The organism is Streptosporangium jomthongense, assembly GCF_042650425.1.
In the GTDB taxonomy this organism is placed as follows: Bacteria; Actinomycetota; Actinomycetes; order Streptosporangiales; family Streptosporangiaceae; genus Streptosporangium.
Window position 1 is genome coordinate 465635 of record NZ_JBHSBC010000001.1, and the last position, 17675, is coordinate 483309.

A 17675-nucleotide genomic window follows, 5' to 3' on the forward strand; every position below is an offset into this window, starting at 1 on the left:
CGTCGTGCTGCCAGGAGTCTTTTCTGGACATCTCCTCTGAATCACCATCTTGACTGGTTAATGTCAGATGGTGAGCACCTCTCCCGCACCACTCAAACTGAGCGCCGGAGCGAGCACGGGCTCCAAGATCATCATGTCGGTTCTCGCCCTCCCCTTCGTGGCGCTTCCGCTGTTCGTGATCCTCATGGTGCGTGACCAGCACACGTCGGCGGACTATCCGTACTACCCCCCGGACCACTCCCCGTTCCGGATCGAGTACCTGGTCCTGCTGATATTCGCGCTGGTCGGGACGGTCTTCCTGGGCGGCCTCGTCGCCGCCTTCCGTTTCAGGGCGACCCTCACCGGGAGTGTGCTGGAGGTCCGGCGCACGTTCAGGACACGCCGGGCCGACCTCGCCACGGCCCGCGTCTGGCTCGGCTCGACCCCCGAGTACGAGGGAAGCGGCGAGCACAGGCACCAGACCGGGCGCACCATCCCTCACCTGACGGCCCGGGACCACAACGGCCCCAAGGTACGGCTCCACCTGCGCACCGTGAACGGTTTCCTGCCGCCGCACGAGCTGGTCGCGCTGGCCGACGCCGTCGAGTCGGGCCACAGGGAGGGCCCGGACGCCGAGCAGGCGTCCAGGACCGCCGAGGTCCTGCGCCGCCTGGGCACCGACCCGATGATCGGGCTTCTGTGAACGGGGCCGGAGATCGGGCTCCGGCGGGACGTCACACGGGCTGAGACCCAGAAGGGCTAACGCCAGCGCCAGGCGTGGTCCACGGGGCCTATGCCGGAGCCGAGGGCGAAACCGTGGGCGATGGCCCCGGTGACGTACGCCTTGGCCTTCTCAACGGCGGCGGGGACGTCCTCGCCGAGCGCCAGGTAGGAGGCGACGGCCGAGGCCAGGGTGCAGCCGGTGCCGTGGGTGTGGCGGTTGTCGTGGCGTTCGGCGTGGAAGCGGAACTCACGGGTGCCGTCGGTGAGCAGGTCGACCGGCTCTCCCGGCAGGTGGCCGCCCTTGATCAGCGCCCAGGCCGGGCCGAGCGCGAGGACGGCGTCGGCGGCCTTGCGCATGTCCCGGTCGTCCTCGACCTTGACGCCGGTCAGCTGCGCGACCTCCCAGAGGTTGGGGGTCACGACGGTCGCGACCGGCAGCAGCCGTGTCCTGACGGTCTCGACCGCCTCCGGCGCGAGCAGCGTGTCCCCGTGCTTGGAGACCCCGACCGGGTCGACCACGACCGGTGCCCCCGCCCCGGCGAGCGTCTCGGCGACCGTCTCGACCAGTACCGGCGAGGCCAGCATCCCGGTCTTGATCGCCTGTGCGCCGATGTCGCCGAGCACCGAGTCGAGCTGGGCGCGGACCGCCTCCGCGGGCAGCTCCCAGTAGCCCTGGACGCCCAGCGAGTTCTGGGCGGTCACCGCGGCGATGACGCTCATGCCGTGGACGCCGAGGGCCAGCATCGTCTTCAGGTCGGCCTGGATGCCCGCGCCGCCGCCGGAGTCGGATCCGGCGACGGTCAGCACGCGGGGAGGGGCGGAATCGGTCATGAGCCCCATCCAACCAGCTCTCGGGCATGCCCGCCGTACCGGATCAGATGACGACGCAGTCAGCCTGGGGGCTCTGGCAGGTCTTGGGGGTACTCGACTGGCCGTCCGCGCTGAAGGTGACGACCAGGTTCTCCCCCGGGTCCAGGTTCTGCGCCGAGTCGAGGACGAGGATTCCGCCCTCCTGCTTCCAGTCGGCGCCGTGCAGCGAGGTGATCTCACCGCCGACCGGCATCTTCAGCGTCAGGCCGTCGAGCTTGCCGTCCGCGGCGATGACGAGCTGGGCGGTGTAGGCCTGGGTCTTCTCCTTGACCAGGCCGAATCCGACGGTGACCCCGGAGGCCGCGGGGGTGGTCGGGGTGGGCGCCGGGGTCGCGGAGGTCTCGGGGACGCCCGGCGACTCGCCGGGCGTGTGCGGCCGTTCGCCGGTGACGAGCGCCTCCCCGGTCGGTTCCGGTGTGGGCTCGGGGTCGTCGCTCGGCTGCGCCTGCTCGGTGCGGCGCGGGGTGTGCCCGGTCTTCGGGGTCGGGCGCGCCTTCGCCTCTGGGGTCTCGGGGGTCTCGGGGGTACGGTCCGCGCGGTGCGCAGTGGCGACGGGCGCCGGGGTCCGCGGGGGCCGCGTCTCCGTCCCGCCGGGCTTGCCCGTCGGTTCCCCGGTCGGCTCCTCCGCGGGCTCCTCCGCCTCCTCTCCCGGCGGCGTGGGGTCCTCGGGATCGGTGAGCGAGTCCTCGGGGGCGGGCCGTTCCGAGGAGGCGGCCGCGCAGCCGCCGGGCGGGCAGGCGGTGGTCGAGTCGGCGGAGCCGCTGGTCAGCTGGATGGCCGCGGCGCTTCCGCCGAGGACGGCGACGACCGCGACCGCGGTGAGCAGCATCGTCCTGACGCGCCGTCTCGGCTTGCGCTCCTCTCCCGGCCAGACGGGCTCGGACAGTTCGGTCGTGGCCGACCAGCCTGATCCGAGGAACCCCTTGGCGGGTTCGGTGATCGCGGACTCCTCTGGACGGAGCCGGCGCCCGATCAACTCGTCATTGGTCCCGGACTGTTGGGGGGGCTCCGGAGCTGACTCCGGCTCACGTTTCCCCCGGTTGCGGGGGACGTCTTCCCCATGTCCACCATGGCGGCCCATGTCGCCCCTTCCTCTAGGGAATCTCGGCCGCCAAACTTCATACCATTTCAATAACCGTTTGTCGCAATTTTCACGAATGTCACAGGAAGTGGGAAAATTCACTCCCTGAAGTGATCCCACCCCTCATAGGCCATCGAACGGCCGTTGACCTGCACGCCCTTACCCGCCTCGGCCCGGCCGACCACGGTCCACTCCTGCGGCAGCCGTACGCTCTGAGGGAACGTCGCCGCGAGCGCGTGATCGTCCCCGCCGGACAGGATCCACCCGAGCGGGTCCACCCCGAGCCGTCCGGCGGCCTCCTCAAGGGACTCGGAGATCACGAAGGCCTCCGGCAGGAGCACGATCCCCACCTCGCTCGCCTCGGCGACGTGACCGAGGTCCTGGAGGAGCCCGTCACTGACGTCGAGCATCGAGGTGGCGCCGAGCGCGGCCGCCCGGGGACCGCAGGCGTACGGAGGCGCGGGGCGGCGATGGGCGTCGAGCAGTTCGGCGGGGCCCTTCTCACCGGCGGCGAGCAGCGCGAGCCCCGCCGCGGCGTGACCGAGCCGTCCGGTGACCGCGACCACGTCGCCGGGGCGCGCGCCGGAGCGGGTGACCGGGGCACGCCCGCCGAGGTCTCCCAGCGCGGTCACCCCGAGCACGACCAGGTCGCAGCGGGTGACGTCGCCGCCGACCACACTCGCGCCGACCAGGTCGCACTCGTCGCGGAAGCCGTCGGTGAGGTCGTCGAGCCAGCCGGTGGCGGCGTCGGCGGGCAGGCCGAGACCGACCACGATGCCGGTGGGGTCGGCCCCCATGGCAACGATGTCTGAAAGATTCTGGGCCGCAGCTTTACGCCCGATGTCGTAGCCACTGGACCAATCGCGACGGAAATGCCTACCCTCGATCAGTAAGTCTGTCGTCACGACGACCCGTCCGTCAGGAGACCTCACCATCGCGGCGTCGTCCCCGGGACCGAGAAGCACGGTCCCACCTTGTGGCAAGCGTTCGGCTATACGTGCGACAACTCCGAATTCGCCGAGATCTCCGACTGTGATGACACACCTCCCGTTCATCACAGGGTACGGTGGCCCTTCGGCACTGATCCAATCGCCCGGGAGGACGTTATGGTGCAGGCCTACATCCTGATCCAGACCGAGGTCGGCAAGGCCGCGAACGTGGCCGGGCAGATCTCCTCGATCACCGGTGTCACCCAGGCCGAGGACGTGACCGGACCCTACGACGTGATCGTCCGCGCCGAGGCCCGCAACGTGGACGAACTCGGCAAGATGGTGGTGGCCCAGATTCAGGCGGTGGAGGGCATCACACGTACTCTTACGTGTCCCATCGTCCATATCTGACCTCACCGGGAGACTCCATGTCACTCCGGTTCGCCCGCTGGGCCGCGCTCGCCTGCCTCCCTCTGCTCCTGGCGGGATGCGGCGGCGCGGTCCGCGTGGACCCGCCCGTTCCCGAGGGAGCGGCGGCCGCCGCGTGCAAGGCTCTCGGCGGACGGCTGCCCAAGACCCTCGACGGTGTGGACCGGGTCGAGTCGTCGCCCGCCTCGCCGTACGTCGCGGTGTGGGGGCAGGCGCGGATCGCGCTGCGCTGCGGGGTGACCCGGCCGTCGACGATGGCCGCCACCGACGAGGTGCCGGAGATCAACGGGGTCGCGTGGTTCAACGACCCCGCCAGGCCCGCCCTGTTCACCGCGATCGGCAGGCAGGCCTACGTCGAGGTGACGATCTCCCGCGAGCACGTCCCGGGGAACGTCCTGGTCGACCTCTCCGGGCCGATCAAGGCGGCGCTCCCCCAGACGGGCTGACCTACCTGAGCCCCGGCGCGCGGTTCAGCGCCAGCTGGATCAGCCGGTCGACGAGCTCCCCGTACGGCACGCCGGTCGCGGCCCACAGCTGCGGCGCGACCGAGACCGAGGTGAAGCCGGGCATCGTGTTGATCTCGTTGAGGATCAGCCGGCCGTCCTCGGTGTAGAAGAAGTCCACCCGGGACAGGCCCTCACAGCCGAGCGCCTCGAAGGCGCGCACGGCCATCGCGCGCAGCTCCTCGGCGACCTCGGCCGGAATGTCGGCGGGCACGGCCAGGGACATCTCGTCGCCGATGTACTTGGCCTCGAAGTCGAAGAACTCGTGGTCGCCGTGGACCAGCACCTCACCGGGCAGGCTGGCCCTGGGCGCCTCGTCACCGGGGGACTCCAGCACGGCGCACTCGATCTCGCGGCCGACGATGGCGGCCTCGACCAGCACCTTGGGGTCGTGCTCGCGGGCGAACTCCACGGCCCTTTCGAGCTCCTCGCGGTCGTTGGCCTTGGAGATGCCCTGACTCGACCCGGCGCGGGCGGGCTTGACGAAGACCGGCCAGCCGAGCTCCTCGACCTCCTTGAGGACCCGCTCGCGGGCGGTGCGCCAGTCACGGTCGCGCACGACGACGTACGGCCCGACCGGCAGGCCCGCGGCGGCCAGCACCGTCTTCATGTAGCCCTTGTCCATACCGACCGCGCTGGCCAGCACCCCGGAGCCGACGTAGCGGACCCCGGCCATCTCCAGCAGCCCCTGGATCGTGCCGTCCTCGGCGAAGGGGCCGTGCATCACCGGGAAGACGACGTCCACCTGGCCGAACTCGACCGGGATGCTGCCCGCTTCGTAGACGACCAGCGCGTCGCCGCCGGTCGGCAGCGCGAGCGCCGTTCCCGTGGCGTCGACGACCGGCATCTCGCCGTTCTCGATCGCGTAGCGCTGCTCGCCGGAGGCGAGCACCCACCGCCCGTCCTGGGCGATGCCCACGGGGAGAACCTCGTACTTGGACCGGTCGATGGCCTCAAGGACGCTCCCGGCCCCGAGGAGGGAGACGCCGTGCTCGGAGTTGCGGCCACCGAAGACGATTGCAACCCGCGGGCGGGTTTCGCGCTGCTCGCTCATGATGACCGAATGTACCCCCTCTGGGCCGTCATCCCGGCTGTCAGACGCGCCTATCGTCCCGATCCGGGGCCCTTTCCGCTGTCCGGGGCCGCCCCTTGGTCGAGGAGGGCGTCCAGAGCCCTCGTCACGTCCATGATGAGGTCCTCCGCGTCCTCCAGGCCGATCGAGAAGCGGACCGCCCCGGCGTCGATCCCGGCGGCCCCGCCGAGCTGCGGATGGCTGGTCGAGGCGACGTGCGCCGCCTTGGTCCTGGTGCCGCCGACCGAGGTGGCGATCGAGGCGATCCTGAGGCCGTCGGCCAGCGCGACGCCCGCGTCGTAGCCGCCGTGCGGGGTGACCGTCACGCAGGCGCCGTACCTCGTCCCCTCAGGGCCCGAGTCGAACAGGTGCCTGGCGAGCTGGTGGCCGGGGTGTCCCGGCAGGCCCGGGTAGTCGACCCGGCGCACCGCGGGGTGCTTGGCCACCGCGGCGGCGAAGACCATCGCGGTCGCGCACATCCTGCGCACCCGGAGCGGGAGGGTCGCCAGCCCCCTGCGGAGCAGGAAGGCGTCGTCGGGGGAGAGCGTGCCGCCGGTGTCGAGACGGACCTCGCCGAGCTGCGCGATCAGGTCGGGACGGCCGACCGCGACACCGCCCTCGCAGTCGTCGTGGCCGCCGAGATACCGGGTCGCCGAGTGGACGACCAGGTCGGCGCCGTGTTCGAGCGGGCGGCAGACGACCGGGGTCGCGAAGGTCGAGTCGACGACAAGCAGCGCCCCGGCCCTGCGGGCGATGCGGTACAGGCCCCGGATGTCGGAGACGGCCATGGCCGGGTTGGACAGGGTCTCCGCGTAGATGATCTTCGTGTTCGACCTGACCTCGGCGTTCACCCGGCTGAGGTCGCCGTAGTCCGCGAAGCCCGCCGAGACGCCGAACCTGGAGAGCACGTTGGTGATCAGCGAGTAGGTCCCGCCGTGCACGGGGATCGGGGCGACGATGTGCGCTCCGGCCCGCAGGAAGGTCATCAGGACCGCGGTGATCGCGGCCATCCCCGAGGAGAAGGCCTGCCCGGCGACGTCCTTGGGCGCCGCGGCCCCTTCGAGCGAGGCGACCGCGGCGGCGAAGGCGGCGGTCGTCGGGTTGTCCACCCCGCCGTGGGCGAAACCCGAGCTCTTCTCGTCGCACATCTCGGCGTACTCGGCCGAGTCGGCGAAGCCCCAGGCGGAGCTGCGCCACACCGGCAGGCCGAGCGGGCTCTGCCGGGGGTCGGCCAAGGGGGGCAGGTGGACCGCGCGGGTGTTCTCACCGTTGGGTCTGCGCATTCGTCGGCTCACCGGATTCGCGCCGGGGGTACTCCGATCCCGGGGCGGGGTGACGGCGCTTCCCTCCCTCGCGGTGTCGGCGGGATCGTACGGCCGACGCCTCCGGGCTCCCTCTCCCGTGTCCTCGGCGGCGAGGACGACAGGGAGGTCAAACGCCGTACCGTTCTGGTTTGAGGGTTCGCGACATCAGCAGATTCCCGGCCTCGGCGGGAGGCAACCCGTCGTGCACGACGGCCACAACCACCTCCGTGATCGGCATCTCGACATCGTGCTTCCTGGCCAGTTCCAGAACCGACTCGCAGGATTTGACTCCTTCGGCGGTCTGCTTCGTCGCGGCGACGACCTCGGCCAGGGTCATCCCCCGGCCAAGATTCTCACCGAAGGTACGGTTCCTGGACAATGGGGAGGTGCAGGTCGCTATGAGATCGCCCATTCCGGCCAGCCCGGCGAAGGTGTGCGGATCGGCGCCGAGCGCCTCGCCCAGCCGGGAGATCTCCGCGAGTCCCCTGGTCATCAGCATCGCGCTGACGTTGTCGCCGAGCCCCATCCCCGCCGAGACGCCGACGGCGAGGGCGATCACGTTCTTGACGGCGCCGCCGAGCTCGACCCCGACGACGTCCGGGTTGGTGTAGGGGCGAAACCACGGCGGCAGGTGGCAGGCCTCCTGGAGGCGTTCCATGGCGCGCCGGTCGGCGCAGGCGACCACGGTCGCCGCGGGCTGACCCCTGACGATCTCACCGACCAGGTTGGGACCCGAGACGACCGCGACCCGCTCCTTCGGCACCTCGGCGACCTCGCAGATCACCTCGCTCATCCGCTTCGTCGTGCCGAGCTCGATGCCCTTCATCAGGCTGACCAGCACCGCCTCCGGCGGGAGGTACGGCTTCCACCCGGTCAGGTTCACCCGCAACGTCTGGGACGGCACGGCCAGCACCACGAAGTCCGCCCCGTCCAGGGCCTCGGCAGGGTCGGTCGTCGCGCGCAGGGTCTCGGGCAGCCGTACGCCCGGCAGGTAGTCGGGGTTCTCGTGGCGACGGTCGATCGCCTCGACGACCTCGGGGCGCCTGCCCCACAGAACGGTCTTGCCTCCCGCGCCCGCGAGGATCATCGCGAATGTCGTGCCCCACGAGCCCGTGCCGAATACAGCCGCCTTGGTCATTTCATCACCGTACGTCGAAGTCAATGGTCCGAGGGCCGCTTGAACGGTGCCGGCGGCGCCTTCTCCCCCCGCAGTTCGGCGAGCTGAGCGGTGACCGCCGCCATGATGTCCGCGGTCGCCGCGCGCAGCACGTCGGCGTGCAGGGGCCGCCCCTCGTACTTCGACAGGTCGACCGGTGGCCCCGCCAGCACGTGGAAGGTCTTACGCGGCCAGAGTCTTGGCCGTTTACCGCCGTAGGGCAGGATCTCCTGGGCGCCCCAGTGCGCCACCGGGATCACCGGCGCGCCGGTCGCCAGCGCCAGCCTGGCCGCGCCGGTCTTGCCCTCCATCGGCCAGAAGTCGGGGTCGCGGGTGCAGGTGCCCTCGGGATAGAACATCACGCACGCGCCCTCGGCGATCCTGCGCTCCGACTCGGCGAGCGAGCGGGAGGCCTCCGCGCTGCCCCGGTGGACCGGGATGGCCATCAGCCCGCGCACCGCGCGCCCGAGCAGCGGCACCGAGAACAGTCCGGCCTTGGCCAGGATCGTCGGCCAGCGGCCGTTGTTGTAGAGGTAGTGGGCGACCAGGACCGGGTCGAGCCACGACAGGTGGTTGACGGCCAGGATGACCCCGCCGGTCGGCGGCAGCCGCTCGGCCCCGCGCCAGTCCTTCCTGACCAGGAGCCACGAGATCGGCTTGACGATCGTGACGGCCAGGGCGACCCAGAACCGGGAAGGCCATCCAGGACGTCTCATGAACTCCTCCGTAAGCAGTGATGCGCCCCAAGTGTCCCGGTTGGCCGTACAGGATGTCGAGGCGCGATGCTTAAGGCTATGCCTGCTCCGCAGAGTTCAGCCTGGACCCTCGTCGTGCCGGTCAAGACGTTGGTCGCCGCCAAGACGCGGCTGTCGAGGGCGGCGGGCCCGCACCGGGCCGCCCTGGCCGTCGCGTTCGCCTGCGACACCGTCGAGGCCGCGCTGGCCTGCGCGACGGTCGCGCGCGTCGTGGTCGTGACGAGTGATCCCGTGGCCGCGCCCGCGCTCGCCGGGATCGGCGCCCACGTGGTGGGCGATCCCGAGGCCGGCCTGAACGCGGCGCTGCGGCACGGCGCCACCGAGGCCGTACGGCTGGCGCCCGCCGGCTCCGTGGGCGCGCTCCAGGCCGACCTGCCCGCGCTGCGGCCCGCCGAACTCGCCCTGGTGCTGGCCGCGGCCGGCGAGTTCGACCAGGCGTTCCTGCCCGACGCGGCCGAGATCGGCACGACCTTCTACGGCGTACGGCCCGGCGTCCCGTTCACCCCGGGCTTCAGCGGCGAGTCGCGTGAGCGTCATCTGCGGTACGGCGCCAAGGAGCTCTGTCTTGAGGGGGTCGCCTCGGTACGCCGGGACGTGGACACCCCGGACGACCTGCGCAGCGCCCTGTCCCTCGGGGTCGGTCCCCGCACCCTCGCCGTGGTGGAGAAGATCGAAAGGGAGTCCCCCGCCGGGGGGACTCCCTCTTCCTCCTGACCCGCCCGTGCCCGCCGTGTCCGCCGTTCCGGGCCGGAGGCGCTCCGGCTCCGAACGGCGGGCCCCCGCGGGCGGGGCGCCGTGGCGGGGTCAGTGCCCGGCGTTCTCCCCCTCCCTGGCCTGCTTGGGCAGCAGGAAGGCCGTGACGAAGGTCAGCAGGAGCATCCCCGCGACCACCCACAGGACCGTGCCCGCCGCGCCGACGAAGTCGGGCCTGAGGGTGGCCGCGGCCTGGTCGAAGAAGACCGTGCCGAGCAGGGCGACACCGACGGCGCCACCGAGCTGCTGGATCGCGGTCAGCGTGCCCGAGGCCGAGCCGGTCTCGTGCTGCTCGACGCCGGCCAGGATGATGTCGAAGAAGGGCGCCATCAGCAGGCCCATGCCGAGCCCGGTGACCGCCAGGGAGGGAACGAACTGCCAGGCGGTCACACCGGTGCCGGCCTGGGCGATCGTCAGCAGGACTCCGACGACGCCGAGCGCCATGACGAGGATGCCGCCCTGCAGGACCTTGCGGCCGAACTTCGCGACCGCCTGCGCCACCCCGAACCCGGCGACCATGCCCAGCGACCAGGGGATCATCACCAGGGCCGCCTGGAGCGTGGAGTAGCCCAGGCCGATCTGGGTGTAGAGGTTGAACACCAGCGCGAAACCGGACATGGCGGAGAAGAAGACCAGGCCCGTCGCCAGGCCGCCGGTGAAGGCGCGCTTACGGAAGAGGCTGGGGACGACCAGCGGGTCACCGCCCGTCCGGCTCTTCCTGGCCTCGAACCAGCCGAAGAGCACGAAGAGCACGGCGGAGGCGCCCATCATCAGGAAGGCCCAGGCGGGCCAGTCGCTCTCCCTGCCCTGGACCAGGGGGAAGACCAGCAGGAGACCGGCCAGGGAGGCCAGCAGCACGCCGGGGACGTCGAGCTTGAGCGGGTGCGGCGAACGGGACTCGGGCAGGAAGCGCATCCCCATCAGGACGGCGGCCAGGCCGAGCGGCAGGTTGATCAGGAAGATCATGCGCCAGCCGGTGCCGAAGAAGTCGGCGTCGACCAGCCATCCGGCCAGGATCGGGCCACCGACCGTGGACAGGCCCATGACCGGCCCGAACAGGCCGAACGCCGCGCCCATCTCCTTCGGCGGGAACATCTCCTTGATCATGCCGAGCCCCTGCGGCAGCATGACGGCGCCGAACAGGCCCTGCAGGACCCGCGCGCCGATGAGCAGTTCGGGTGACTGGGCGAGGCCGCACAGCAGCGACCCCAGGGTGAACCCGGCCGCGCCGATGACGAACATCCGCCTGCGGCCGAAGATGTCACCGAGTCTGCCGCCGGTGATCAGGCCGACCGCCATCGAGAGGGTGTAGGCGGCGCCGAGCCACTGGATGACGGAGGCCGAACCACCGAGCTCGTTCCTGATGGTCGGCCCGGCGATGTTGGTGACCATGGCGTCGAGGAGGTCCATCACCTCGCCGAGCAGGATGACGGCGAGCGCGACCCAGCGCCACCGGTGGAGGGGCGGCTCGGCCGCCTTCCGAAGTGGTTCTGACACGTCTGTGGTCATGGGGGGACTCCCAGCGGTTGGAGGGATTGGGATGAACAGCGTTCACCATACACGAGCATCGTTCTCTCAAAGAACGGCGTTCGCCACTCAGTGCGGTGTTCTTAAGATATGTCGCATCGACGCCGAAGACAAGATATGTCGTGAAAACGAGCGGCGTTCGATGTGATGAGCAGTGTTCACCCTGGCGTTACACTGGCGTCATGAGTGACGAGCTGCCCGCACTGCCGTGGGATCGGGCACGCAGAAGGACGGGGCCGGCCCGCATCCCGCTCACCCGTGACCGGATCATCGAGGCCGCCTACACGGTGATCGACCGCGTGGGCTACGAGAAGCTCAGCATGCGCCAGGTCGCGGCCGAGCTGAATGTCGCGGTCTCCGCCCTCTACGCCCACGTCAGCGGCAAGGACGAGCTGCTCGAACTGATGTACCTGCGGATGTTCCGCGACTGGGAGCTGCCCGCCCCCGACCCGGAGAACTGGCAGGAGCAGATCAGGCAGTACGCCCGCACCGGGCGGACCAAGCTGCACGAGCACCGTGACATGGCCAGGATCGCCATGACCGGCTTCCCCTTCAGCGCCGAGGCGCTCCCCCACCTTGAGCAGCTCCTGGCCGTCTTCCGCGCGGGCGGCCTCCCCGACCACCTCGCGGGCGCGGCGGGCGACATGATCTCCACCTTCATGAACGGCTTCGCCTTCGAGGAGAGCGTCTGGGACGACCGGCGCCAGGAGGCTGAGGAGGACGGGGAACGGCCGGCGGTCGAGAGGTCCTGGGCGGAGATCAGGCAGACGCTCGAACGCTATTTCAGGGAGCTGCCGCCCGACCGCTTCCCGAACATGGTCGAGCTCGCCGACGTCATGCTCCAGCGGACGAACGACGAACGGTTCGACCTCGGCATAGAGATCATCATCCGGGGGCTGGCGTCCTACACCGCCGACCACCCGCGTCCCTCCGGGTGACCGGGTTACCATGACCGGGTGCAGGCGACGGTACGGATCTTCGACACGACGACCAGGTCGGGCTCTGTCTACTCCGACGACGGGACGGAGATCCCGTTCGACACCGCGGCCTTCGACGCCGGACCGCTGCGGCTTCTACGGGCGGGACAACGGGTGAACGTCGTCCTCGACGGCGACCGGATCACCTACGTCACGCTGTCCACGTTCCCGGTTCCTCCCACCGCCCCCATGTGACGGGCCCATGCGACGGGACCGTACGGCCGTCGCGTGAAAGGCGGGGCGCCGGGCCCCCGCGACGGGAGTCCCGGCGCCCGGGCGAGTCCTACCTTTTCTTCGCGGCCTTCTTTCCCTCCACGTTGACGAGCTCCTTGAAGTCGGAGCCCGGCCGGAACTTGGGACCCCAGCTCTCGGCGACCTTGATCTCCGCGCCGGTCGAAGGGTTCCTCGCGGAACGGGCGGGCTTGTGCACCATCTCGAAGGCGCCGAATCCGGTGATGGAGACCTTGTCGCCGCTGGCGACGGCCCGCTGAATGGTGTCGAGCACCGCGTTGACGGCCTCGGTCGCGGTCTTTCTGTCACCGACGCGATCCGCGATCGCCTCGACGAGTTCCTTCTTGTTCATAAAGGTTGCTCCCCCTGCTACCGATGTCTGGGAGTGGGTCGTGGGGCAGGTAGCCCGTCTCACCCGGTTGTCACGGCCCGAGGTCTCAACAGAGCGAGAAACCCCTTGCCCGCTTGAAATTAGGGGACGGAGCCCTACGACTCAATCACCTTCCGCAATGTTTCCAGCACTTGGCGTATCTGAAACCAGAGCATCAAGGTCGAGAAGGAATAAATCAAGACGCCCCGCTGCACGGTGGAGATCGTGCTTTGCGAGGTCACAGATCGACAGCAGGCGTCTGGCGAGACGCTCCCGCCGCTCCGGAGAAAGGGTCAACAAACGAACCCGGCGGTGCGCGTCGCGCAGCCGCCGGGCCAGGTCGTCTTCTGAACGTGTCAGACGGTCGTCGGCAGCCATGGCTGCCGACCATTCTCGTATGTCGCGATGTCGTCGGCGTTGCGCAGGGTCAGCCCGATGTCGTCGAGCCCCTCCATCAGACGCCAGCGGGTGTAGTCGTCGATCTCGAAACCGGCCGTCTCCCCCGCCCAGCGCACCTGGCGTTCGGCCAGGTCGACGGTGACCTCAAGGGTCGGGTCCGCCTCGGCCGCCGCCTGCAGGGCCTCGACCTCCGCGGCCGAGAGCACCACCGGGAGCAGCCCCATCTTGGTGGAGTTATTACGGAAGATGTCGGCGAAACGCGGTGCGATCACCGCGCGGAAGCCGTACTGCTGCAGGGCCCAGACGGCGTGCTCACGTGAGGAGCCGGTGCCGAAGTCGGGACCGGCGACGAGGACCGAGGCCCCCTGGTAGGCCGGGTCGTTCAGGACGAATCCGGGGTCCTCGCGCCAGGCGGAGAACAGGCCCTTCTCGAACCCGGTCCTGCTGACCTGCTTGAGCCAGACCGCGGGGATGATCTGGTCGGTGTCGACGTTGCTGCGGCGCAGCGGTACGGCCCGGCCGGTGTGGACGGTGAAGGCTTCCATTGCGAGTTTCTCCTAGACCAGGTCGGCGGGCGCGGTCAGTTTTCCGGTGACGGCGGTCGCGGCGGCGACCTGCGGGGAGACCAGGTGGGTACGGCCACCCTTGCCCTGACGCCCCTCGAAGTTGCGGTTGGAGGTCGAGGCGCTGCGCTCGCCGGGGGCGAGGGTGTCGGGGTTCATGCCCAGGCACATCGAGCAGCCCGCCTCGCGCCACTCGGCGCCCGCGGCCTTGAACACCTCGTGCAGCCCCTCCTGCTCGGCCTGGAGCTTGACCAGCATCGAGCCGGGGACGATCAGCGTGCGGGTGACGACCTGGCGCCCGCGCAGCACCTCGGCCGCGGCGCGCAGGTCCTCGATCCGGCCGTTGGTGCAGGAGCCGACGAAGACCGTGTCCACCGCGACCTCGCGCAGCGGGGTCCCCGCGGTCAGGCCCATGTACTCGAGCGCGCGGGCGGCCGCGCCCGGGTCGCCGGTGTCCTCGGGAGCCGGGATCGCGCTGCCCAGTGGAGCGCCCTGGCCCGGGTTCGTGCCCCAGGTGACGAACGGGGTCAGCGTCGAGGCGTCGATCTCGACGACCGTGTCGAAGACGGCGTCCTCGTCGGTCGACAGCGACCGCCAGTACTCGACGGCGGCGTCCCAGTTCTCGCCGGTGGGGGCGTGGGGCCTGCCCTTGAGGTACTCGAAGGTCGTCTCGTCGGGGGCGATCATGCCCGCCCTGGCGCCCGCCTCGATCGACATGTTGCAGACGGTCATCCGGCCCTCCATGGAGAGCTTGCGGATGGCCTCGCCCCGGTACTCGACGATGTAGCCCTGGCCGCCACCGGTGCCTATCTTGGCGATGATCGCCAGGATCAGGTCCTTGGCGGTGACCCCGACGGGCAGTTCGCCCGAGACCTCGATGGCCATCGTCTTCGGCCGGTAGGCGGGCAGCGTCTGGGTGGCCAGCACGTGCTCGACCTCGGAGGTGCCGATGCCGAAGGCGATGCCGCCGAAGGCGCCGTGGGTCGAGGTGTGAGAATCACCACAGACGATGGTCATGCCCGGCTGGGTCAGGCCGAACTGCGGGCCGATGATGTGCACGACACCCTGACCCGCGTCGCCCATCGGGTGCAGCCTGACGCCGAACTCCGCGCAGTTCTTGCGCAGCGTCTCGACCTGGGTGCGCGAGACGGGGTCGGCGATCGGGCCGAGCACCGTCGGGACGTTGTGGTCCTCGGTGGCGATCGTGAGCTCCGGCCTCCGCACGGGACGCCCCGCCATGCGCAGGCCGTCGAACGCCTGCGGGCTGGTCACCTCGTGAATGAGGTGCAGGTCGATATAGAGCAGGTCGGGTTCTCCCTCCGCACGTCGCACCACGTGCTGCTCCCAGACCTTCTCCGCCAGCGTGCGGCCCATGTCGCCTCCTTGCGATCGCTTTCCGCACCCCACTTGCTTTCTCATATGTCGAGACGGCAGTATCGGTGTATGGACAACTCTAGCGGAGTCGGCGTACTCGACAAGGCCGTTCTCGTGCTCAACGCCCTTGAAGCCGGCCCGGCGTCCCTCGCGCAGCTCGTCCAGGCCACCGGCCTGGCCCGGCCCACGGCCCACCGGCTCGCCGTCGCCCTCGAACACCACCGCATCGTCTCCCGTGACACACAGGGGCGTTTCGTCCTCGGTCCCCGGCTGTCCGAGTTGTCCACCGCGGCCGGTGAGGACAGGCTGCTGGCGGTCGCCGTACCGGTGCTGACCCAGCTACGTGACCTGACGGGCGAGAGCGCCCAGCTGTACCGGCGCCAGGGTGACGAGCGGGTGTGCGTCGCCGCCGCCGAGCGCGCCAGCGGGCTGCGCGACACCGTCCCCGTCGGCTCCGCCCTGCCGATGCTCGCCGGGTCCGCCGCGCAGATCCTGCTCGCTTGGGAGGAGCCCGACCGCCTGCACCGCGGCCTGCGCGGGGCCAAGTTCACCGCGGCGACCCTGGCCAGCGTCCGCCGCAGGGGCTGGGCGCACAGCGTCGGCGAGCGCGAGCAGGGGGTGGCCAGCGTCTCGGCGCCGATCAGGGGCACGGGAGGCAAGGTCATCGCCGCGGTCTCCGTCTCCGGCCCGATAGAGCGGCTGACCCGCACCCCCGGACGGCTGCACGCCGCCCCCGTGGTCTCCGCCGCCGAGCGGATCACCGAGTCGATGCGACGGGCCAACTGAGCCGTACGATATGAGGAGGCGAGCACCCTTCCGGCCCCCTAGGCTGGGTAGGTGACAGATCGCATTGAGGCAGCCGCCGCTGAACTGCGTCCCCTGCTCCAAGACTTCATCCTCTGGGCGCGTGAGAACGCGCCCGGCAGCGATTCCAACTTGGTGGGCTCCGTCGCCCTCTGGCACCGGCTGATCGCCTCGACGGACGTCGGCCGGTGGAAGCGGGCCGACCTGCGCGCCGTTCTGCTGGACCGGATGCCCCAGGTCGTCGAGGACCCGGACGCGGCCGCCGACGGCATGGTGCCCGCGGTCCGCGCCTACCTGACCTTCCTGTCCGAGACCGGGAAGCTGAGCGCGGGATCCTCCTCGCTCAAGGAACTGCTCGCCGAACTCGACCGCATCGAGGACGACTTCGTCGACGCGATGGAGGACCTCGCCGCCGAACAGGACGACGAGTACGACGACGAGGACGAAGAGGACGAGATCGACGGACTTGGAGACTTCGAGCCGTTCGCGGACGAGCTCGCGGAGCTGGACACGATCCGGCTCCGTCCCGACAGCGAGCTGGCCTCGGCCGCCCGGGAGGTCAGGCTGATCGTCAAGGCCCGCGATCTGGCGGTGTGGGTCGGTTCCGAACGCCAGGTCGGCGAGACGAGCCTGCTCACCGACGCGGAGATCGTCGAGGCCCTCGGCGCCCTCGGCCTTCCCGTCCCCGAGACGGACGGCGCCTCACTGGCCGACTCGGTGCCCGCGCTCTGGAACATCTGGAACCTCGCGATCGACCTCGACTTCCTCCAGCCGGAGGGCGAGGACACCGTCAGCGCCGACCCCGACACCGCCGAATGGCCGTTCGAGGAGGACGACGACGTCCTGGACGCCTGGCTGGCCGGTCTGCACTCGATCGACTACGGCGACCCCGAGCTCGACGACGAGGACGCCACGATCGCCCTGTCCGGCCTGACCAGGGCGCTGCTGGTCAGGGTGCTGCTGGCGACCGGCTCAAAGGGCCTGGCCGAACTGCGCGCCGAGCTTGAGGAGGCCGTCGCCGAGTACGACGACCAGGGCGCGCAGGCCTGGGCCGCGGCGGTCGCGCAGTACGGCGACCCGCTCGCCCCCGTGCTCGACTGGCTCGCCGGCTACGGCATGGTCGAGGTCGAGCACGACCAGGTACGGCTGACGCCGCTCGGCATGGAGGGCGTCGTCCACCTGGCCGACGACGCCGACATCGAACTGGACGCCCGCCCCGCCATCGACGCGATGACGGCCCTCGACCTGCTGTCCTTCAGCGCGGAGCTGCCCGAGGAGGAGGCCGACGCCGAGTTCGCCGCCTGGATGGAGCTCCGCGAGCCCGGCAAGGCCGCCAGGGAACTGCTGGAGGCCGCCGCGGAGGACGACGCGGACGCCCTCGTCAGGGTCCAGGCGGCCAGCATGGTCGGCTCGCTGGGCGAGATCGCGGTGCCCGCCTGGCAGGAGGCCCTCGACGAGCCCTCCCTGCGCCCCTACGCGGCCACCCACCTGGCGCAGCTCGGCGTCGAGGACGCCCCGCCACCCACCCAGGCCGACACCCACTGGCTCATCCTCGACATGCTGACCATCTCGGCGGGTCTCGGCCGCCCCGAGTTCGTCAGCAGCCTCGACGACATCGGCAACGTGCCGAACCTCGTCAACCTGCTCGACGTGATCTGGAAGGTGCCGCACCCCCATCTGGAGGAGCTCCTGGAGGCGATCGGCAAGGCCCACCCCGACCGCCAGGTCGGCAAGGCGGCCAAACGGGCCCTGTTCAAGGCCCGTTCAAGCCACAACTGACGCCCTCGCGGTGCGCCCCGTCTCGGGGCGCACCGCGGTCTTTTTCCACGCGAAGACGATTCTCCGGGTAAGAACGATCACCCGCGGACGCGTATTT

20 protein-coding genes are annotated in these 17675 nt (G+C 70.4%); 8 read left to right on the top strand and 12 right to left on the bottom strand.

Going from position 1 to position 17675, the window contains the following annotated elements:
- Window positions 1-70 precede the first annotated feature (70 nt).
- Complete coding sequence (locus tag ACFOYY_RS02235; protein WP_386187284.1) at window positions 71-682, top strand: hypothetical protein; 612 nt, start codon at window positions 71-73, stop codon at window positions 680-682.
- A 56-nt stretch (window positions 683-738) separates the two neighbouring features.
- Here ACFOYY_RS02235 and thiD read toward each other — a convergent pair whose 3' ends face one another.
- The 3 genes from thiD to ACFOYY_RS02250 form a co-directional block, all read right to left on the bottom strand.
- Entirely contained in the window at window positions 739-1542 is an 804-nt protein-coding gene (thiD, locus tag ACFOYY_RS02240) for a bifunctional hydroxymethylpyrimidine kinase/phosphomethylpyrimidine kinase (RefSeq protein ID WP_386187286.1), read from the bottom strand.
- 34 nt (window positions 1543-1576) lie between these two features.
- Entirely contained in the window at window positions 1577-2548 is a 972-nt protein-coding gene (locus tag ACFOYY_RS02245) for a hypothetical protein (protein WP_386187289.1), read from the bottom strand.
- A 203-nt stretch (window positions 2549-2751) separates the two neighbouring features.
- On the bottom strand, window positions 2752-3708 hold the full coding sequence (locus ACFOYY_RS02250) for a thiamine-phosphate kinase (RefSeq protein ID WP_386187292.1): 957 nt from the start codon (window positions 3706-3708) through the stop codon (window positions 2752-2754).
- Between the two features lie 51 nt (window positions 3709-3759).
- Here ACFOYY_RS02250 and ACFOYY_RS02255 point away from each other — a divergent pair, with 51 nt between their 5' ends.
- On the top strand, window positions 3760-3993 hold the full coding sequence (locus tag ACFOYY_RS02255; RefSeq protein ID WP_352010280.1) for an Lrp/AsnC ligand binding domain-containing protein: 234 nt from the start codon (window positions 3760-3762) through the stop codon (window positions 3991-3993).
- A gap of 17 nt (window positions 3994-4010) precedes the next feature.
- Complete coding sequence (locus tag ACFOYY_RS02260; RefSeq protein WP_352010279.1) at window positions 4011-4457, top strand: DUF3515 domain-containing protein; 447 nt, start codon at window positions 4011-4013, stop codon at window positions 4455-4457.
- A gap of 1 nt (window position 4458) precedes the next feature.
- Here ACFOYY_RS02260 and ACFOYY_RS02265 read toward each other — a convergent pair whose 3' ends face one another.
- The 4 genes from ACFOYY_RS02265 to ACFOYY_RS02280 form a co-directional block, all read right to left on the bottom strand.
- Entirely contained in the window at window positions 4459-5568 is a 1110-nt protein-coding gene (locus ACFOYY_RS02265; RefSeq protein WP_352010278.1) for a D-alanine--D-alanine ligase family protein, read from the bottom strand.
- Between the two features lie 50 nt (window positions 5569-5618).
- Window positions 5619-6869, bottom strand: a complete 1251-nt coding sequence (locus ACFOYY_RS02270) for a trans-sulfuration enzyme family protein (RefSeq protein WP_386187297.1) — start codon at window positions 6867-6869, stop codon at window positions 5619-5621.
- 148 nt (window positions 6870-7017) lie between these two features.
- Window positions 7018-8028, bottom strand: coding sequence for an NAD(P)H-dependent glycerol-3-phosphate dehydrogenase (locus tag ACFOYY_RS02275; protein ID WP_352010276.1), 1011 nt, complete (start codon window positions 8026-8028; stop codon window positions 7018-7020).
- 20 nt (window positions 8029-8048) lie between these two features.
- Entirely contained in the window at window positions 8049-8762 is a 714-nt protein-coding gene (locus tag ACFOYY_RS02280; protein WP_352010275.1) for a lysophospholipid acyltransferase family protein, read from the bottom strand.
- Window positions 8763-8828: 66 nt separating this feature from the next.
- Between ACFOYY_RS02280 and cofC the strand changes: the two genes are divergently transcribed.
- On the top strand, window positions 8829-9515 hold the full coding sequence (gene cofC / locus ACFOYY_RS02285) for a 2-phospho-L-lactate guanylyltransferase (RefSeq protein WP_352010274.1): 687 nt from the start codon (window positions 8829-8831) through the stop codon (window positions 9513-9515).
- Window positions 9516-9605: 90 nt separating this feature from the next.
- Here cofC and ACFOYY_RS02290 read toward each other — a convergent pair whose 3' ends face one another.
- Window positions 9606-11063, bottom strand: coding sequence for an MFS transporter (locus tag ACFOYY_RS02290; RefSeq protein WP_352010273.1), 1458 nt, complete (start codon window positions 11061-11063; stop codon window positions 9606-9608).
- Window positions 11064-11263: 200 nt separating this feature from the next.
- On the opposite strand from ACFOYY_RS02290, the gene ACFOYY_RS02295 reads away from it, so the two are divergent.
- Window positions 11264-12019 carry a TetR/AcrR family transcriptional regulator gene (locus ACFOYY_RS02295; protein ID WP_386187303.1) on the top strand — a complete coding sequence of 252 codons (756 nt, stop codon included), beginning with the start codon at window positions 11264-11266 and terminating at the stop codon, window positions 12017-12019.
- Window positions 12020-12037: 18 nt separating this feature from the next.
- Window positions 12038-12253, top strand: a complete 216-nt coding sequence (locus tag ACFOYY_RS02300) for a hypothetical protein (protein ID WP_352010271.1) — start codon at window positions 12038-12040, stop codon at window positions 12251-12253.
- Window positions 12254-12341: 88 nt separating this feature from the next.
- Here ACFOYY_RS02300 and ACFOYY_RS02305 read toward each other — a convergent pair whose 3' ends face one another.
- The 4 genes from ACFOYY_RS02305 to leuC form a co-directional block, all read right to left on the bottom strand.
- Window positions 12342-12641, bottom strand: coding sequence for an HU family DNA-binding protein (locus ACFOYY_RS02305; RefSeq protein ID WP_352010270.1), 300 nt, complete (start codon window positions 12639-12641; stop codon window positions 12342-12344).
- 141 nt (window positions 12642-12782) lie between these two features.
- On the bottom strand, window positions 12783-13037 hold the full coding sequence (locus ACFOYY_RS02310) for an SCO5555 family protein (RefSeq protein ID WP_352010269.1): 255 nt from the start codon (window positions 13035-13037) through the stop codon (window positions 12783-12785).
- Window positions 13016-13603: a 3-isopropylmalate dehydratase small subunit gene (gene leuD / locus ACFOYY_RS02315; protein ID WP_352010268.1), complete on the bottom strand. Its 588-nt coding sequence runs from the start codon at window positions 13601-13603 to the stop codon at window positions 13016-13018. Before leuD ends, ACFOYY_RS02310 begins: the two co-directional genes overlap by 22 nt.
- Window positions 13604-13615: 12 nt before the next feature.
- Window positions 13616-14995: a 3-isopropylmalate dehydratase large subunit gene (gene leuC / locus ACFOYY_RS02320; RefSeq protein WP_352010267.1), complete on the bottom strand. Its 1380-nt coding sequence runs from the start codon at window positions 14993-14995 to the stop codon at window positions 13616-13618.
- 69 nt (window positions 14996-15064) lie between these two features.
- On the opposite strand from leuC, the gene ACFOYY_RS02325 reads away from it, so the two are divergent.
- Both ACFOYY_RS02325 and ACFOYY_RS02330 read left to right on the top strand, forming a co-directional pair.
- A complete protein-coding gene (locus ACFOYY_RS02325; protein WP_352010266.1) occupies window positions 15065-15781 on the top strand; it encodes an IclR family transcriptional regulator in 717 nt (238 codons plus the stop codon).
- A 51-nt stretch (window positions 15782-15832) separates the two neighbouring features.
- Entirely contained in the window at window positions 15833-17578 is a 1746-nt protein-coding gene (locus ACFOYY_RS02330; RefSeq protein ID WP_352010265.1) for a hypothetical protein, read from the top strand.
- Window positions 17579-17675: the final 97 nt, after the last annotated feature.